The 14,111-nt window shown below is 44.0% G+C and carries 21 protein-coding genes; 1 reads left to right on the top strand and 20 read right to left on the bottom strand.

The features are described from left to right. Positions 1-123: 123 nt before the first annotated feature. The 13 genes from xpf to MSED_RS00375 form a co-directional block, all read right to left on the bottom strand. Positions 124-816 (bottom strand): 3'-flap repair endonuclease Xpf, encoded by a 693-nt coding sequence (xpf, locus tag MSED_RS00435; RefSeq protein WP_011921229.1) that lies wholly within the window; start codon positions 814-816, stop codon positions 124-126. Between the two features lie 33 nt (positions 817-849). Beyond that, positions 850-1,236: a prefoldin subunit beta gene (locus MSED_RS00430; RefSeq protein WP_011921228.1), complete on the bottom strand. Its 387-nt coding sequence runs from the start codon at positions 1,234-1,236 to the stop codon at positions 850-852. 216 nt (positions 1,237-1,452) lie between these two features. Continuing rightward, positions 1,453-1,854, bottom strand: a complete 402-nt coding sequence (locus tag MSED_RS00425; protein ID WP_048059936.1) for a hypothetical protein — start codon at positions 1,852-1,854, stop codon at positions 1,453-1,455. Positions 1,855-1,936: 82 nt separating this feature from the next. After that, a complete protein-coding gene (locus MSED_RS00420) occupies positions 1,937-2,155 on the bottom strand; it encodes a 50S ribosomal protein L37ae (protein WP_011921225.1) in 219 nt (72 codons plus the stop codon). Continuing rightward, positions 2,155-2,997: an exosome complex protein Rrp42 gene (rrp42, locus tag MSED_RS00415; RefSeq protein ID WP_011921224.1), complete on the bottom strand. Its 843-nt coding sequence runs from the start codon at positions 2,995-2,997 to the stop codon at positions 2,155-2,157. The genes MSED_RS00420 and rrp42 overlap by 1 nt, the downstream gene beginning before the upstream one ends. Before the next feature lies 1 nt (position 2,998). Beyond that, positions 2,999-3,736, bottom strand: coding sequence for an exosome complex exonuclease Rrp41 (rrp41, locus tag MSED_RS00410; protein ID WP_011921223.1), 738 nt, complete (start codon positions 3,734-3,736; stop codon positions 2,999-3,001). After that, entirely contained in the window at positions 3,702-4,445 is a 744-nt protein-coding gene (gene rrp4, locus MSED_RS00405) for an exosome complex RNA-binding protein Rrp4 (protein ID WP_011921222.1), read from the bottom strand. Before rrp4 ends, rrp41 begins: the two co-directional genes overlap by 35 nt. Position 4,446: 1 nt before the next feature. Beyond that, positions 4,447-5,145 (bottom strand): ribosome assembly factor SBDS, encoded by a 699-nt coding sequence (locus MSED_RS00400; protein WP_011921221.1) that lies wholly within the window; start codon positions 5,143-5,145, stop codon positions 4,447-4,449. Positions 5,146-5,159: 14 nt separating this feature from the next. After that, the gene (gene psmA / locus MSED_RS00395) at positions 5,160-5,882 is read right to left on the bottom strand and encodes an archaeal proteasome endopeptidase complex subunit alpha (protein ID WP_011921220.1); all 723 of its coding nucleotides are present in this window, start codon (positions 5,880-5,882) and stop codon (positions 5,160-5,162) included. A gap of 93 nt (positions 5,883-5,975) precedes the next feature. Next, positions 5,976-6,401 (bottom strand): Rpp14/Pop5 family protein, encoded by a 426-nt coding sequence (locus MSED_RS00390; protein WP_011921219.1) that lies wholly within the window; start codon positions 6,399-6,401, stop codon positions 5,976-5,978. Further along, on the bottom strand, positions 6,382-6,921 hold the full coding sequence (locus tag MSED_RS00385; RefSeq protein ID WP_011921218.1) for a hypothetical protein: 540 nt from the start codon (positions 6,919-6,921) through the stop codon (positions 6,382-6,384). Before MSED_RS00385 ends, MSED_RS00390 begins: the two co-directional genes overlap by 20 nt. After that, positions 6,896-7,339 carry an RNA-binding protein gene (locus MSED_RS00380; protein WP_011921217.1) on the bottom strand — a complete coding sequence of 148 codons (444 nt, stop codon included), beginning with the start codon at positions 7,337-7,339 and terminating at the stop codon, positions 6,896-6,898. Before MSED_RS00380 ends, MSED_RS00385 begins: the two co-directional genes overlap by 26 nt. Before the next feature lie 5 nt (positions 7,340-7,344). Beyond that, complete coding sequence (locus MSED_RS00375) at positions 7,345-7,995, bottom strand: 50S ribosomal protein L15e (RefSeq protein WP_011921216.1); 651 nt, start codon at positions 7,993-7,995, stop codon at positions 7,345-7,347. A 70-nt stretch (positions 7,996-8,065) separates the two neighbouring features. Here MSED_RS00375 and MSED_RS00370 point away from each other — a divergent pair, with 70 nt between their 5' ends. Continuing rightward, positions 8,066-9,268 carry a redox-regulated ATPase YchF gene (locus MSED_RS00370; RefSeq protein WP_011921215.1) on the top strand — a complete coding sequence of 401 codons (1,203 nt, stop codon included), beginning with the start codon at positions 8,066-8,068 and terminating at the stop codon, positions 9,266-9,268. A gap of 78 nt (positions 9,269-9,346) precedes the next feature. On the opposite strand, the gene spn is transcribed toward MSED_RS00370, so the two are convergent. From spn to MSED_RS00335, 7 genes are read right to left on the bottom strand one after another with little or no spacing between them, the layout of a single operon-like run. Continuing rightward, a complete protein-coding gene (spn, locus tag MSED_RS00365; protein ID WP_011921214.1) occupies positions 9,347-10,561 on the bottom strand; it encodes a bifunctional sugar-1-phosphate nucleotidylyltransferase/acetyltransferase in 1,215 nt (404 codons plus the stop codon). Next, the gene (locus MSED_RS00360; protein ID WP_011921213.1) at positions 10,533-11,183 is read right to left on the bottom strand and encodes a 30S ribosomal protein S3ae; all 651 of its coding nucleotides are present in this window, start codon (positions 11,181-11,183) and stop codon (positions 10,533-10,535) included. The genes spn and MSED_RS00360 overlap by 29 nt, the downstream gene beginning before the upstream one ends. Before the next feature lie 33 nt (positions 11,184-11,216). Then, entirely contained in the window at positions 11,217-11,912 is a 696-nt protein-coding gene (trmJ, locus tag MSED_RS00355) for a tRNA (cytidine-2'-O-)-methyltransferase TrmJ (protein WP_011921212.1), read from the bottom strand. Beyond that, entirely contained in the window at positions 11,884-12,483 is a 600-nt protein-coding gene (locus MSED_RS00350; protein ID WP_011921211.1) for a HemK2/MTQ2 family protein methyltransferase, read from the bottom strand. The genes trmJ and MSED_RS00350 overlap by 29 nt, the downstream gene beginning before the upstream one ends. Further along, the gene (locus MSED_RS00345; protein ID WP_011921210.1) at positions 12,435-13,088 is read right to left on the bottom strand and encodes a 16S ribosomal RNA methyltransferase A; all 654 of its coding nucleotides are present in this window, start codon (positions 13,086-13,088) and stop codon (positions 12,435-12,437) included. The genes MSED_RS00350 and MSED_RS00345 overlap by 49 nt, the downstream gene beginning before the upstream one ends. Beyond that, the gene (locus tag MSED_RS00340; RefSeq protein ID WP_011921209.1) at positions 13,085-13,720 is read right to left on the bottom strand and encodes a DUF655 domain-containing protein; all 636 of its coding nucleotides are present in this window, start codon (positions 13,718-13,720) and stop codon (positions 13,085-13,087) included. Before MSED_RS00340 ends, MSED_RS00345 begins: the two co-directional genes overlap by 4 nt. A gap of 44 nt (positions 13,721-13,764) precedes the next feature. Continuing rightward, complete coding sequence (locus MSED_RS00335; RefSeq protein ID WP_011921208.1) at positions 13,765-14,103, bottom strand: DNA-directed RNA polymerase subunit F; 339 nt, start codon at positions 14,101-14,103, stop codon at positions 13,765-13,767. Between the last annotated feature and the right edge of the window lie 8 nt (positions 14,104-14,111).

Genomic DNA, 14,111 nt, shown 5'->3' with positions numbered 1-14,111 from the left:
GAGGTATTAAAGTGTGATTATAGGAAAGTTATCATCGGCTTTTAGCAGACTAGTTCCTGCCTGGTCCTTAATACGATCCATTTACCGGGTTACGAAGATTCTTGATTAAACAGTCAAAAATCTTTATTCCTCTACAAAATCTGTCAGCGACGCAGACTTCTTATCTGAATTACTAGAGAACTTCGTATTGAATATCTTATACAGAAGTTCCGCTTTTTTCCTGCTCTTCATTACTCTCTCAAGGTCTGCTATACTAGAATTACATATATTTCTTACTGTGGAAAATTCTGTTAACAACCTTAGGGCTATCTTTCCTCCCACGTTGGGCAGAGATTGAACGAGGTAGAGCTGCATCTCATCTAAACTTTCAAACTTAGGTTTGTCATGAAGGGAAATAGGCTTTCTCTCTACACCCCTCTCCTGGTACCTTCTTGCCAGGGTAACCAACACTTCTGCAGATTCCCTCTTATCTAGAGAATAAAGGACGCCAACATCATAATCCACAGTGGCAGTAATGAGGGCAGAGTTGAAAATCTTCCACTTAGTTGTAATTGTCTTGGCTCCCTCCAAATTCCCCTCCACAAGAATGAATACCTTTGAGTAGACTTCCCTGAGCCTTTCCAGTTGGTCGAAAAATCTCTTGTCAAAAACAGAATTCATCAAGTCAAAAACATTTTTCCTTTCCACTGCAACCCCGTCAGCTACTATATAGTCCCCAACAGATAACTGCTGTAAGAAGACTAAAGCACCCAGATCGCGTAAAAGGTCAGGAATTCCAGATTGCTTCTCCCTAGTATCGGCGTAAATTCTCAGCATAACAATATTCTTCTGGTTGCTAAACTAAAAATATTAAGCCTTTGGAGGAGAAGCTCCTGGTGCGCCCTGCGGATAGTACTTCTGAATTAACTCATTGACCTTTTTCTGTAGATCCTCAAACTGTTTCCTGAGAAGTCCTTCTTGTTTTTGATATGTCCTGCTCTTAAGTTCAAGTAATTCTTTCCTTTCGTTAAGCTCGTTTTGAACGTTATTTCTGTCCTGTTTAATTAGGAGGTTGCCCACAATCTTGTAGACAGGCGAGTCCTGCGGTATATTAGCTAGTTCCTTCAAAACCTCATTGACCTCTCTTAACTCGCCCTCAATAACACTCTTCTCATAGGTCAGCCTCTCTAACTGGCTTTGTAATTGTTGTAATTTTAGAAGCTGGGTTTGGAGTTCAGGAGGAATTCTTTCTGCCATCTTGTTCTACCTCATTTAGAGTACTCAACACACTGTAGATCCAGAATATATAAGAATTCATTATAGCTCTGCACCTAGAAACACTATCACATTTTATAAGAATGGAATCATCTACGATGGAAACGAATTCCTTGTCAATATCTTCAATGATAAGAGAATTCTTTATTAAATTTCTAAGCCCCGAATTAAACGGCTTTAGTGAAATATCAATCGTTATCATTCTGCTAACCCCAGAAGGAGAATCTCCTTGTCCTGAGAATTCGAAAACCTTACTGTACAGTATTCGTTAAACTTTATCTCAGCGTGGACCGTGCAGTCTGATGCCCTTGTGGCCCCGAGATCTATGAGGAGAGAAATCACCTTGCTACACCCGAACTCAGCATGTTTAATGCATAATCTACGTCTGGAATTATATAACGAAAACTTCTCATAATCGCTTCTGAGCCTCAGGCCCTTTATCGAGAAATTGTACAATTTTTCTCTGGTAATCACATCATAAACCTCCAGGGAACTAGGATTGCCCTTTAAAACATTAACTAATAGGAGTAACTCTCCACCCAATAGACTCGCTATCTTAAAAACCTCATCAATACTCCTTTTTCCCCTATTTACCTTCACTGAATAAGGAAAAATGTACTCTAAATAATTTAAAAAACTCCTTGTTCTACTGGATGTATCCCTAGAGCTAGTAATCACGATTCTAACTCGGTGTATAGGCCTGACCAGCCCACTTGCTACCACACTTCTTACAACTCCAAACTCCAGACGCAATCCTGTAAACCTTACCTGTGGTCTTGCAGACGGGACAAGTGTGATCAGCGTACCTCTTCTCCATTATCTCGCTCCACTTCTTCCTTAGAGAGGAACCATATCTTGCACCAAATCTACCAGCTATCCTTGAGCTCTTCTTGGATGGCATTACGACTCACCTTTTCCAATTCCTATGAGACTTTTAAGCTCTTCTAATAACTTCTGACTAGTAGCAGATGCCATTCCCTCCGCCACTTCCACCTCTTGCTGGCTGAAACTCCCTTCACCTGACTTCTGTATACCAACGATATTGCCGCTGGGTATGTAGGAAAATGATATTTTAGCGTCCATTATACCCTCTTCTTCTAGGTCTGGATCCACCACGAGAAACTTTCCTATCTTTGCCACGGAAACGGTAACAACAGGGTACTTAATTGGGAGTGGAGTGACCTTCTCCTCTTTTTGTATGATTATGTTATCGTTTTCTCTCACTACCTTGGGTAACTTAGCGTCGTAAAGTGCAGCTACGGCCGCAATGGTGCAAGCGTCCAACACGTTTCCTCCGTAATCCAAAACTGAAATGTCAACCCATACAGTCCACACTTTCTTGCCGGGCTCTATGACCAGCCCTGATAGATCAACTGCCTTTGAATCCCTAAGGCTCCTATCTACCACCCTAGATAGTTCTATAGCATTCTCATCAGGGGGGCCAGGCTCAAAGGTTTCATAGGCTAAGGGAAGTAGCTCAGCGTTAACCACAAGGTTTCCTTGATTGGGCGTGTCTGGATATGGTTCGTCTTCCTCTACCTTGACTCCTGCTAGAACGGTTGTATCTCCCAGCTTCACTAGGGCAGATCCATCAGCCTTCTTCGCATATCCCAAAGTAATAGATAAAGGCCTGTAATCTGTGAATTTCCTTCCGTCACTTCTAGTACCTCTTTCCAGTAGAGCAATTATGCTTTCCTTCTTTATTAGTGGGATTACATTCTCGTTTGTTGGTGTCATAGACATGTTAGGATCCCTCCTCGTGAATTTCGGCGAATTTGTTTCGTAGTACCTCCTTTTCCAAGTTATAAATAGTGCTAATACCTTTGTATGCCAACTCCAATCCCTGCTTAAACTCTTGCTGAGTCATGTTACCATTGAGCTGAATAAGGGTTATTTGTCCTAACGACGGTAACATAGCTACAGGCATATCTGCCTCACCCCACATGTCCTCGGGCTCGTTAAGATCCAGTACAACTACACCGTCTGCCTTACCCACGGCCACTGCTGCAATCACGTCCTTCACTGGAATTCCTGCATCCACCACAGCCAGTGAAGCAGCCATGAGAGAGGCTAACCTAGTTCCAGCATCTGCTTGAATAACTTCCATGAATACATCAATGGACGACCTTGGAAACTGCTCCACAAGTATAGAAGATTCCAATGCTTCCCTTATTACCTTAGAGAGCTCAATCTCTCTTCTGCTAGGTACGGGGCTTTTTCTCTCGTCAGTAGAAAAAGGGGTCATATGATATCTCACCCTCAGCGTTGCCCTGTTTGGAAGGGCCAAATGCCTTGGGTGCATTTCCCTAGGACCGTAAACGGCTGCAATAATTTTAGTATTTCCTACCTCCACCAAAGACGAGCCGTCGGCATTCTTCAGTACTCCTATCTCCATTTTCATTGGTCTTAGCTCATCTGGTCTCCTTCCGTCAAGTCTTCTTCCATCATCAAGTATTAGTTTGGGCTTCTGAACTTGTAACACTGTTATCACCTAGTGATTCTTTTATTAGTTTTTTAATTCTATCAGTCAATCCTTTGGTGTGGGACTCACGCTCAATGGTCCTGATGGCCATTATTAGAACATTTTCCTTTTCCTTTGATGGACAGTTGGCTAGTACCCTCCCATTCTGAGCCACAAGGATATCGCATCCGGTCTCTGTGCTCAAAGTCTCCAACATGCTCTTTCCCTTTCCCACAACCCTAGGAACCTTGACTGGAAGGATATCAATAACCGTACCAGATGAAACTCTCCCTAGTCCCTTTCCCTTCACTGATAGAACAGGATCGCTAGTTCTATCAAAGCTCTCAACCTTCGCAATCACGTAATCCCCCACATCTATATAACGCCTTAGATCTTCACCGACATTGGCTGGCCTTCCTAAAAGAGACGATGCTGGTAGGTAAGCAGAGTAGGGAGCTTTGATGTCAGTAGTCCAACCATACAGTTCTACATCCTCGACCAACGCTATCACAGTATCCCCTATTCTGGGATAATAGTGGGAGCCTTCCAGAGGAATCACTTCAAAGATAGAATCCTTAACCTCAACTACTCCAATAACCGAAGCGTAGTACTTGTTTCCCTGCTTAATTACGTAAGGAGACCATGGTATTTGAAAATTTCCCTCAGCTATTAGATCTCCAGGGACTACCACGGTCCTATCCTGTAGATATATCTTGTTTTCTGTGGACATTTCACTTCACTTGAAGTACTCTAACTTCTACTTCACCTTTAGTTATAGAATTTAACTTATCTATTACATCTTGTTGAGCTCCAGCTGGTATTTCTATCTCAGCCACTAGAGTACCATCATCAAGCCACACTGTTTTCTTAACGCTCCCCAGGGAGCTAAGCTGCTGCTTCGCTTTTCCAGAGTACCTTTGGGGAACCTTAACCTCTAGGAGAGCTCTGGCTATCTTGATGGGTATTATCCTTGTTAATTCATGGATGATTTGTAGAGCCTGGGCCTCAACCTCCTTATTTATATCTATCTGTACCCTAGCTTGTTCCAAGGCCATTTCCAACCTAGCTGGAGGTATGGGAAGATTGGTCTTAGGATCCACAGCGTTTCTATGAATAAAATCAATTATTTGCTTCCTCTTGGCCTCAAGCATCTCTTTTCTTTGCTCGGCCGTAATTGGGATCTCTCCCTTGAGTATTATTTCCCTTGAGATTGTTTCAAAATCTGTGGTTCCAAAAACCTTCTTTAGAGAAGATGGGGAGGCCTTTAACCCCTTCTTAACATCCTTGTAAATAGTATCCGAGACTACTGCGTCCGAAAGAGATACGCTCTTGCCCTCCCTTATTTCCATAGCTTCCTTAGGTTTGACAAGAATTTCAAACCTTTCTCCGTGACTCTCATATTTGACTATGACGTAATCCTTCGGGCCCATATATTTTTATCACCTTAAATTTTCTGCAGATAGTTCGCCCTTTCCTCGAGAGTCATTTTCCTGAACTGTCCTTCCTTGGTCGCGAATCCTATTTCGACGTTTCCAGGGCCCAGTTTCTCTCCAGGCTTTAGAGTTACCTTCAAGGCATTCAGTGCTAACAGGATGGTCTCCTCTACGCTTAAATCTTCCTTGTAGTTCTTCTCCAGATAATCTGTTGCATTATACCCTCCCTGTCCTATGGCCACTGCCTGATAGGGCATGAACTGCCCACTGGGCTCAGTCATAAATAACTTAGTAACGCCCCTGTCTACTCCGCCCACTATTAGTGCAACGCCGAACGGTCTAACTCCACCGTGCTGAGTATACATCTGCTTCACGTCTGATATTAATTTGGTAAGGTAATCTATACTGATGGGTTCGTCGTAAACTAGCCTGTGTTGAAGAGAGGAATTCCTGGCGTAGTCGATAAGTATCCTTCCATCTGACGCTAGACCTGCAAAACTACATCCAACATGATCATCCAATAGGAAGACCTTCTCTATGCTGTCCACATCAAGTAGCTGGGAAGCTTTCTTCTTCTCTCCTAGGATGACCACTGCGTTCTTGGTTTTAACGCCCAAAGTAGTCCATCCTTTCTTCACTGCCTCAAAGGCGTAATCTACTTGGTATAAGGAGCCGTCGGGCGAAAATATTGTTATTGCCCTATCATAACCCATTGCGGCTGGTCCAAAAGCCATATATGATCAATTTATACGAAGCCTAGAGGCTAATAAAAGTGTCATAATCAGATCGTCGCAGGGAACATCATCATACAGTCTGGAGCGGCGTCATCATCCACTTCGTATGAGACTCTTGGCCTTTTTTAAACTTCCGGTTGTTTTAAAGGGAACTAGGAGAACCTCCGTTCCACTAACAGACTTAACAAGAGGCATTGATGCTAAAACGGCCCTATAGCCTAGCCTATTTGTGGATATTATACCGCTCATATTTGATGGGTTATAAAAAATTACATGAGGATCAGAGATTTCTAACCACATTCTTCCCACAAGTTCCTTAACGGCCTCCCTAACTGATGTTTCCAGAGCCCTAGGAGATAGCTCGCCTTGTCCCACAACTCTAAAAACAATGTATCTCCTCTTGTTCCTACCAACCTTACGTTTACTCTTGACGATTATCACGTTTTTCCTTGTCAGGAGCAGGATAGTAATAACCAATAGCCATATTACAAATATTACATCAAGAATTGTCTGATACAAGTTTAAACAACTCCAAGGGATATGTATAGACCCACGTTATTACATCCTTCATGTCCGCCCCATGAAATGCCAGGTAGTTTACCAAGCTTAAGGGAGCCCATAACTCCGATTTTCTAGAGGCGCAGGACGAAAATATCACTTTTGCGCCCTTATATCCCCATTCTATAGCCCTGCGGATAACACTAGATGATGAGCTGTTCAACCTTATTTCAATGTATTTTCCTTTACTCTTTGCCAAATTTAAGAGATTCTTTTTCAGTAAATAGAAATTATCGTTGTCTAAACTTATCCCATGAATCTTGATGTCATTCAGGACTTTGACCAATTGAGCCCTAGATAAGGGCTTGGAAAACACGATAGGTGTGTTAGGGCTCACCTGTGAGTCGCCCACCAAGGTCAATCTCTTCTTAACTCCTTGCCACCTCGCCTCATCCAGTTTTCTTGACTCAACAATGTATCCCTGAAATCCCAGCCGACTAGATATCTCAATTAGTTTAGGATCTTGTATACAAGTTTCCACTAGCAAGTCTCTTCAATTCCTCCATAAATTGTTTTATGTTATCTTTTAAGCTTATGACTATTTTTATTACATCATCACCATCTTTTAGTAAAACTCTTCCCTGAGATATCAGGGCCTGCTTATCTATTCTTAGGTATATTCTGTTACCCTCGGATCTGCTCTGTATCGTCGACAATAAGAATATGATGTCACCCTTATCTAGCTTAGAAAGTAACCTCTGGGTAACTTCCCCAGCAATCTTACCCTCAAGCTCAACCTTGAAGGTTACGATTGAGTCGCCGTAATGACCGGTGGCATCATACCTGGTAATGGAGGTTCCCTTCTGATCATCAAGAAGGGAAAGCAAGGCGCTAAGAACCTTATTTTCATCTTCAGTAGAATATAAAAATACAGAAGCGGTTATTCTGTTAACTCGCATGTCCCCTACTTGCCTGGTATCCTGTCGTATTTAGCTAGTCTATAGTACTTGCTTGCCTCATGCCTCTTCTTCTGTTCTCTCTCCTTCTTCTTTCTAGCTATCTTGTAGTGGATTGTTCCCTTTAGGCCACGGGACTTGAGAAGCCCGCGAGTTCTCCTACCAGCTGAGGTTAGACCCCTGAATACCCTTCCCCTATTCGCCGGATTCTTCAGCCAGTTAAATTGAGGATCTGACATAATGACTGGGTTATGCGGATCTACTAGTATTACCTCATAATACTTGTACTTCCCGTCCTCGGCTACATAATAACTTCCTAGAACTTCTAGACCAGGGAACTTCCTCGCTGCTTTCTCCTCAGCAATGAACTGTAAACTCTTGGCAGGGGAGAAACCATAGACACCCATTCTTTTGGGTCTCCTACCACTGTTGGGTCTCTGCTTATCCATTCCTCCCTTTTCCACCTTAACTCTCGCAACAATAATCCCCTGTTTGGCCTTGTATCCCAGTGCTCTAGCCCTGTCCAGCCTGGTTGGTTTCTCAATTCTGGTAACAGTGTTCTGATTCCTCCACTCTACTAGCCTTTGCCTAATAACTGTTTTTTTCCATTCCTCACTGGCCCAGGTACTTGCCATGAAAGAATACGCTGACGCTACCATATCATCTCTCCTATAGTGCTAGCTATCAACTACTTAAAAAACTGAACGGTACCTATATCACAGAATATACATGATAACCATAGGTCTCATTGGCAAAACTAATGTTGGCAAGAGCACGTTCTTTTCCGCCGCAACAATGCTGGAAGTGGAGATAGCTAACAGACCGTTCGTAACAATAGAGCCAAATGTAGGTGTAGCTTACGTCAGGAAGAAATGCGTCCACACCGAGTTAGGAGTCAAGTGTCAACCAAAGAATTCCATCTGTATAGGAGACTACAGATTCATCCCGGTCAAGCTAGTGGACGTTGCTGGATTAATTCCAGGAGCTCATGAGGGGAGAGGACTGGGGAATAAATTTCTTGACGATCTCAGAAAGGCTGACGTATTAATCCATGTTGTGGATGCAAGCGGTTCCACAAACGAAGAGGGCGTAATGGTAAGCCCTGGATCTAGGGATCCTGAAGAGGACATCAAATTCGTGGAAAGCGAAATTGATGAATGGTTCTTCTCGGTTATAAAAAAGGATTGGGATAAATTCGCTAGGACAACAGACCTCAGCAGTAAGGACGTAGTGGAGTCCCTTCTCAGTAAGGTATCTGGGTTATCCGTGAACAGGAAACATGTGGTTATGGCACTGAAGGCCAGTGGTTTAGAAAACGTTAAGTTGATCCAATGGGGAGATGAAGGACTCAGGCAGTTCAGCTCAACCTTGCGTAGAATATCAAAGCCCATTGTTATTGCGGCTAACAAAGCCGATATACCGGTCTCGAGGCACAATATCTCCAAACTTAAGGAGAAGTATCCCCACGTAGTTCCAGTTAGCGCTGAGTCCGAGCTTGCGCTCAGGAGGGCAGCCAAAGCTGGAATTATTGAATATATTCCCGGTGATGGACATTTCAAGATAATAGGAAATCTTGAAGAAAAGAGGATGAAAGCTCTAAACTACATCAAGACCAACGTTCTTGATGTGTACGGGAGCACTGGCGTACAACAGGCCATAAACGAGGCTGTCTTTGGGGCACTAAACATGATCCACGTTTATCCTGTAGAGGATGAAAGGAAATATACTAACAAGGATGGAGATGTTCTACCAGACGTGTTCCTTGTGGAGAAAGGTTCAACGCCGAGGGATCTGGCTTTTCTCATTCACACGGATTTGGGAAAGGGGTTCCTATACGCCATAGAGGCTAAGAAAAGGGTTAGGGTAGGAGAGGACTACGAACTCAGAGATGGAGATGTGATAAAGATAGTGTCCACATTGGCTAAGGCATAGCTGGAACCCTTAACTCCCCAGGGTCCATTATATTCCTGCCATCACGTACATGTAACTATAGAAAGTTCTTGTAGTATCCTACCCCTTATAGAATTCTCCCCTGTTCACGTCCCTGTTTACCACTGCTCCTGGATAAATCATGGCGTAAGCCCCGATCTTTATTCCAGGCAGAATGGACACGTTTATCCCTGTTCTTACATGTCCCCCCACTACAGTTCCCATCTTTTTCCTGCCAGTTCCCTGTCTCTTTCCCTTAATATTCATGAAGACCTCCTTCTCATCAAACCTTAAGTTCGCCACTAATGTACCGGCCCCAAAATTAACGTCCTCTGAGATCACGCTATCCCCAACGTAACTCAGGTGAGGAATCTTTGTCCCCTCCATTACTACCGATTCCTTAATCTCCACGAATGACCCTATCTTCACGTTACCAGTGAGAAGGGTGTAGGGCCTTAGATAGGCATTAGGTCCCACTACACAGTTCTTACCTATGAATACAGGTCCCTCTATCCTTGTACCAGATAGGACCTTAGCTCCCTCTTCAATGATCACTTTTCCTACTATCTTAACATTTTCCTCCAATTCCCCTTCTATTCTACCTGGAATTGAGTCCAGTTCAGCCTTATTTATGTCAATGACATCCCAGGGCTTTCCCACATCCCTCCAGAAATCATTGCTCTTAACCACCTTTACCTTATGTGTCTTGGCGAAGGCCGTAAGAGCGTCAGTAAACTCATACTCTCCCCTGGGAGAGATCTCCAGGGAGTCCACCAAATCTAAGATTGACGATGACAGCTTATAGATTCCTCCATTAATCACCTTAGAGGGTGGGTTAGGACTTTTCTCCACGATTCCTCGAAGGTTCCCTTCCCCATCAATTTGAAGAGATCCGTATTCGCTGGGATTGGGAACTTCAATACCAAGCATGGCATTACCTGGCTCAGATATCAACCTCTCCACGGAGTTCCTAGTGGTGTATACGTCACCGTAAAAAATGACAACCTCGTCATCGGAGAATTTAGGAATATACTGAAGAGCGCCTCCCGTTCCCTTTCTTTCGCCCTGTTTCACGAGCCTTACTCCCTGCAATCGCGAAAAGAAATTCTCATACTCGCGAGGATACTCCTCAGGGATTACTACAAAAATATCAGGATCTTTCACAATATCCTTGACAATCCTTAAATTCCTCTCAATAAGGGTTTCGCCGAGAACGGGAACAAAGGGCTTAGGCCTGGTATGGGTAATGGGTTCCAGTCTTTCTCCTTTACCCGCTGCCAGGAGCACTACTTTCAACGGTTTGCTTACCCTCCTTAATAAGGGGTGCAAAGAGAACCTTGGACTTCTCTATCTCGGCCTTCCTAAGAGGAGCTATTTTCTTTGCCTCATTGAATATATTATTTGCTAAATTCCCGAATATCATTTCCTGAACGAATTCATCGAAGGTCTTACCCTCTGCCGTCTTCTTAACCACATCCTCCATGATCTTCCTAATGGTAGTAGCCTGTTCCCTGTGAACCCTGTAGGCCGTTAAGGCCAAAGTCTTAACCCTAAGTGTGAAGCCATCCTTAGTGGTTATGTCTACCACCTTGTTAATCTTGGAACTCTTTCTCCTTACCAAAGACCTCACATAATCCCTTGAGAGTTCGTGACCAGCAAATTCAGTGAAAAGCCTTTCTCCCTCATTCCTCACAACCTTAAAGTAAAGGTGAACGTATACCGTGCTGAAGTCTCCTGTCAGGTCGTAAAGCGTAGTCTCCACTTTCCTGCCCATGGTCTGTGATACGTCAAAGGCTGGGGTAGAACCCAAGGATACTTCTCCAAATACCTTAGGTGAATATATTGAGAACCATTTCTTCATCTTCCACTTATCTTTAAGTGCACCAGCACTACCCTTGGCACCTGATCTAGCTGACATTGAACAAACATCTTTAGTAAAGAGTATAAAAACTCATTCATTGCTATGGATCATTCTCATGTAGACCTTTCTAAGGAACCTAACCACTGCTCTCCCCTCTTCCTCGTCCCTAATGCCCCGCAGTAGTGACCTCTTGGTTGCAATATACATTGCTTCATCTCCGTTAGACCTCTTGATCGCGTCGTAAAGGGTCTTCACGTACTTATCAACTAGGCTCAATGTCTCCTGGGAAGGAGCAGGACCGGTCTCGCCTCCACGCAGATGGGTGGACTTCCAGATCTCATAGAGAACTATTCCAACAGCATGAGACAGATTGAGGACTGGGTAGCTTCTATTGGCTGGGATGTGAACCATGATATCTGTCATTAATATCTCCTCCCTCGTTAAGCCCACGCTCTCCCTGCCAAACACTAAACCTGTCTTCCTATTTTCCATCAATTTGACGATCTCCCAGGGAGGCATGGACTTTCGTAACATATCTCCCTTAGAATCGGCAATACTAGATGTGGATATCTTTAGATCCAAGTCACGCAGCGCCTCCTCCAGGGTTGAGGTAACTACTACCTTCTCCATGAAATCTCTTCCCTTTGCCGAGAACTCCAAGGCCTTGTTGAGGTCACACCTGGGATTAACTATGTATAGTTGATCGACTTCAAAGTTCTTACATAATCTCGCTACAAATCCTACGTTATATTCCCCTTCAGGCTCCACCAGTATAACCCTTAGCAACTACCTTCACCGCCTTGAGAACCTCAAACCCGATTACCCTTTCTTTGACTTTATTTATTTCTAAACCACGAGACTTGAGGAACCTGTCTATCTCCTCCTCATCTGTGAAGCTAGAGTACACAAAATAGTAACTCCTTGCGTTGACTTCGCTCATTACCCTTATGAGGACCTCAGTCCCTCCCTTTCCCCCGGACCAGCTATATCCTATCCAGCTAGATGTCTCCTCCACGGGTAGATAGGGCGGATTGAATATCAAGGCATCAACCCTGAACCCCCTCAAACACGTAACCGAATCGCAATTTATCACCTCAATATTCACGTGATTTAACTTCGAGGAACATAGGGTCGCCTCTGTGGCGTAGGGGTTCACGTCTATTGAGATGACAGAGGCTCCCATCCTGCCTGCAACTATCCCCAATATCCCGCTTCCTGAGCCCACATCTATCACTTTTTCTCCCGGTTTTACGTCCAGAATAGAGGCTAGAATCTCAGAGTCCTCCGCTGGCTCATAAACCTCCTCATTCACGCAGAGCTTATACCCACCGAACCCAATAACTCTGTAACCATCCATGGCTTGAAGTCCCTCACCCTTCTAGTTTCAGTTGAGCTTAAACCGCACAGTTGCGAGGCATTTTTCAAGGTCTTGTTTCTATAACTGCTCAAACATTTTATTATCTCAGTCACTATCTCGTTGTAATTCCTCCTCCTTTCGAGGAGAACCAAGGATGAGAAAACCTTGGGTACGGGCCTAAATGCCTTGGGCGGGATCACCATGAGCTCGCTAATCCTGTAATAATAATTCAGGAGAAAGGATAGAAAGGTCGGGTAATCCAGTATCTTATTCACGAAATCCTCCTGTAGAACAAGGAGAAGCCTAGGGAATGAGTCCAGCCTTGAAACTTCGACGAAAAAATCTGAGGTTATGGAGTATGGAAGCGAGGAAACTATCTGTCCCCTGGACACTGGAAGCTTTCTAGCGTCTCCCTGAACAGGGTTATACTGGGAAAGAAAGGGAAGTAGGCGAGAATCCAGCTCAATACAGACGTCGGGGTTTAGAAACCTGGAGAGATTCCCCTTCCCACATCCTATCTCTATGAGGGGCCTCAATTCAGAAGCATAACCCACAATACGAGAAATTATTTCTTGATCTACCAGAAAATTCTGTGAATAATTCATCCCTGCTTTAATCTTTCTAAGTAGCCTATATATTTCTGCTCCTGAGGCTTCCTCTCTCCCTCAATCCCCCTTTCGGACTCACCTGGATACACGAAAAGGAAATACTTGTCCTCCCTCTTAATCTCTATGAGCAACCTCTTCACGAGTATCTCCTTCACGTTCTTAATTCCCACCCTCGTCTCTATGTCTGCAAAGCTGGAGAAGGGGAGGCGTTTTCGCTCCTCCAGGATTGTTCTCAGAGTCTTCTTCCCTATGTCTGGGAGAAGCTCAAGGGCATGAAGTTTCAGGGTTAGAGGCTCGGCCTTATTGAAGAAGTTGACAAATTGACTCTCCTTTGCCGTAACTATCTTCTCCAGGATCTTTCCCAGATTATCCTTGGCAAGCGAGGTAAGGTCCTCGTAATCAATGAGGACATCGACCTTGAGTACGGGGGGTTCCTGATCCCTATCTATCCTCTCCTCTATCTGAATCTGTTCAGTTAACGGGAAAGCCTCCATTAGAATGAAGTAATCCTCACCTATGACCTGTACCAGGGGCTTGTTCTTATGCCACTTGTGCTTATCCAGCGGATTTCCTTCCCTAAGGTGGTCTAACACATAAACGTAGCGCTCCCTAGGCCCTCTCTTACTCATAGTGCCACAGATAAGGATATATGCAATTAGAATATTAAAGACAATCAGTTGTTTCTGTATCTTTTTATTAAATCTAGAATTTTTTCAAGTTCCTCCTGTGAAAACGTCTTACCCTCTAGGGTGAGGATAGCCCTAAGGCCATCGGGGTTGTCGGGGCAAAGACTGCTTATCATTGCCATAACCTCCTTCTTGGAGATCATTCCCTTAAGCTCCTCCATGAGTTTCCGCGCGTTTTCAGCGCTGCACTTCTCTAGAGAGTTAAGGTATTCGAAGGTCTTCTGTAGAATGGAGGAGGAAGATCCTGACTCAATGGCCTCCTTTAGAATCTCCTTGGCCACCGAGTAGGGAACGTAATCTTCCTCAATGATCTGGATAGAGGACATAGAAAAAT

Source organism: Metallosphaera sedula DSM 5348 (assembly GCF_000016605.1).
Lineage (GTDB): Archaea > Thermoproteota > Thermoprotei_A > Sulfolobales > Sulfolobaceae > Metallosphaera > Metallosphaera sedula.
This window is presented reverse-complemented; position numbering and strand designations above follow the sequence as displayed.

What these genes read in the sequence shown, in the direction of transcription:
- MSED_RS00345 (WP_011921210.1), bottom strand. Translation starts at nt 13,088, where the DNA reads ATGAATTATTCACAGAATTTTCTGGTAGATCAAGAAATAATTTCTCGT.
- MSED_RS00400 (WP_011921221.1), bottom strand. Translation starts at nt 5,145, where the DNA reads ATGGGCCCGAAGGATTACGTCATAGTCAAATATGAGAGTCACGGAGAA.
- psmA (WP_011921220.1), bottom strand. Translation starts at nt 5,882, where the DNA reads ATGGCTTTTGGACCAGCCGCAATGGGTTATGATAGGGCAATAACAATA.
- MSED_RS00340 (WP_011921209.1), bottom strand. Translation starts at nt 13,720, where the DNA reads ATGAGTAAGAGAGGGCCTAGGGAGCGCTACGTTTATGTGTTAGACCAC.
- MSED_RS00350 (WP_011921211.1), bottom strand. Translation starts at nt 12,483, where the DNA reads ATGGATGGTTACAGAGTTATTGGGTTCGGTGGGTATAAGCTCTGCGTG.
- rrp42 (WP_011921224.1), bottom strand. Translation starts at nt 2,997, where the DNA reads ATGTCTATGACACCAACAAACGAGAATGTAATCCCACTAATAAAGAAG.
- xpf (WP_011921229.1), bottom strand. Translation starts at nt 816, where the DNA reads ATGCTGAGAATTTACGCCGATACTAGGGAGAAGCAATCTGGAATTCCT.
- MSED_RS00380 (WP_011921217.1), bottom strand. Translation starts at nt 7,339, where the DNA reads ATGCGAGTTAACAGAATAACCGCTTCTGTATTTTTATATTCTACTGAA.
- MSED_RS00375 (WP_011921216.1), bottom strand. Translation starts at nt 7,995, where the DNA reads ATGGTAGCGTCAGCGTATTCTTTCATGGCAAGTACCTGGGCCAGTGAG.
- MSED_RS00370 (WP_011921215.1), top strand. Translation starts at nt 8,066, where the DNA reads ATGATAACCATAGGTCTCATTGGCAAAACTAATGTTGGCAAGAGCACG.
- MSED_RS00420 (WP_011921225.1), bottom strand. Translation starts at nt 2,155, where the DNA reads ATGCCATCCAAGAAGAGCTCAAGGATAGCTGGTAGATTTGGTGCAAGA.
- MSED_RS00430 (WP_011921228.1), bottom strand. Translation starts at nt 1,236, where the DNA reads ATGGCAGAAAGAATTCCTCCTGAACTCCAAACCCAGCTTCTAAAATTA.
- MSED_RS00360 (WP_011921213.1), bottom strand. Translation starts at nt 11,183, where the DNA reads ATGTCAGCTAGATCAGGTGCCAAGGGTAGTGCTGGTGCACTTAAAGAT.
- rrp4 (WP_011921222.1), bottom strand. Translation starts at nt 4,445, where the DNA reads ATGTCCACAGAAAACAAGATATATCTACAGGATAGGACCGTGGTAGTC.
- MSED_RS00335 (WP_011921208.1), bottom strand. Translation starts at nt 14,103, where the DNA reads ATGTCCTCTATCCAGATCATTGAGGAAGATTACGTTCCCTACTCGGTG.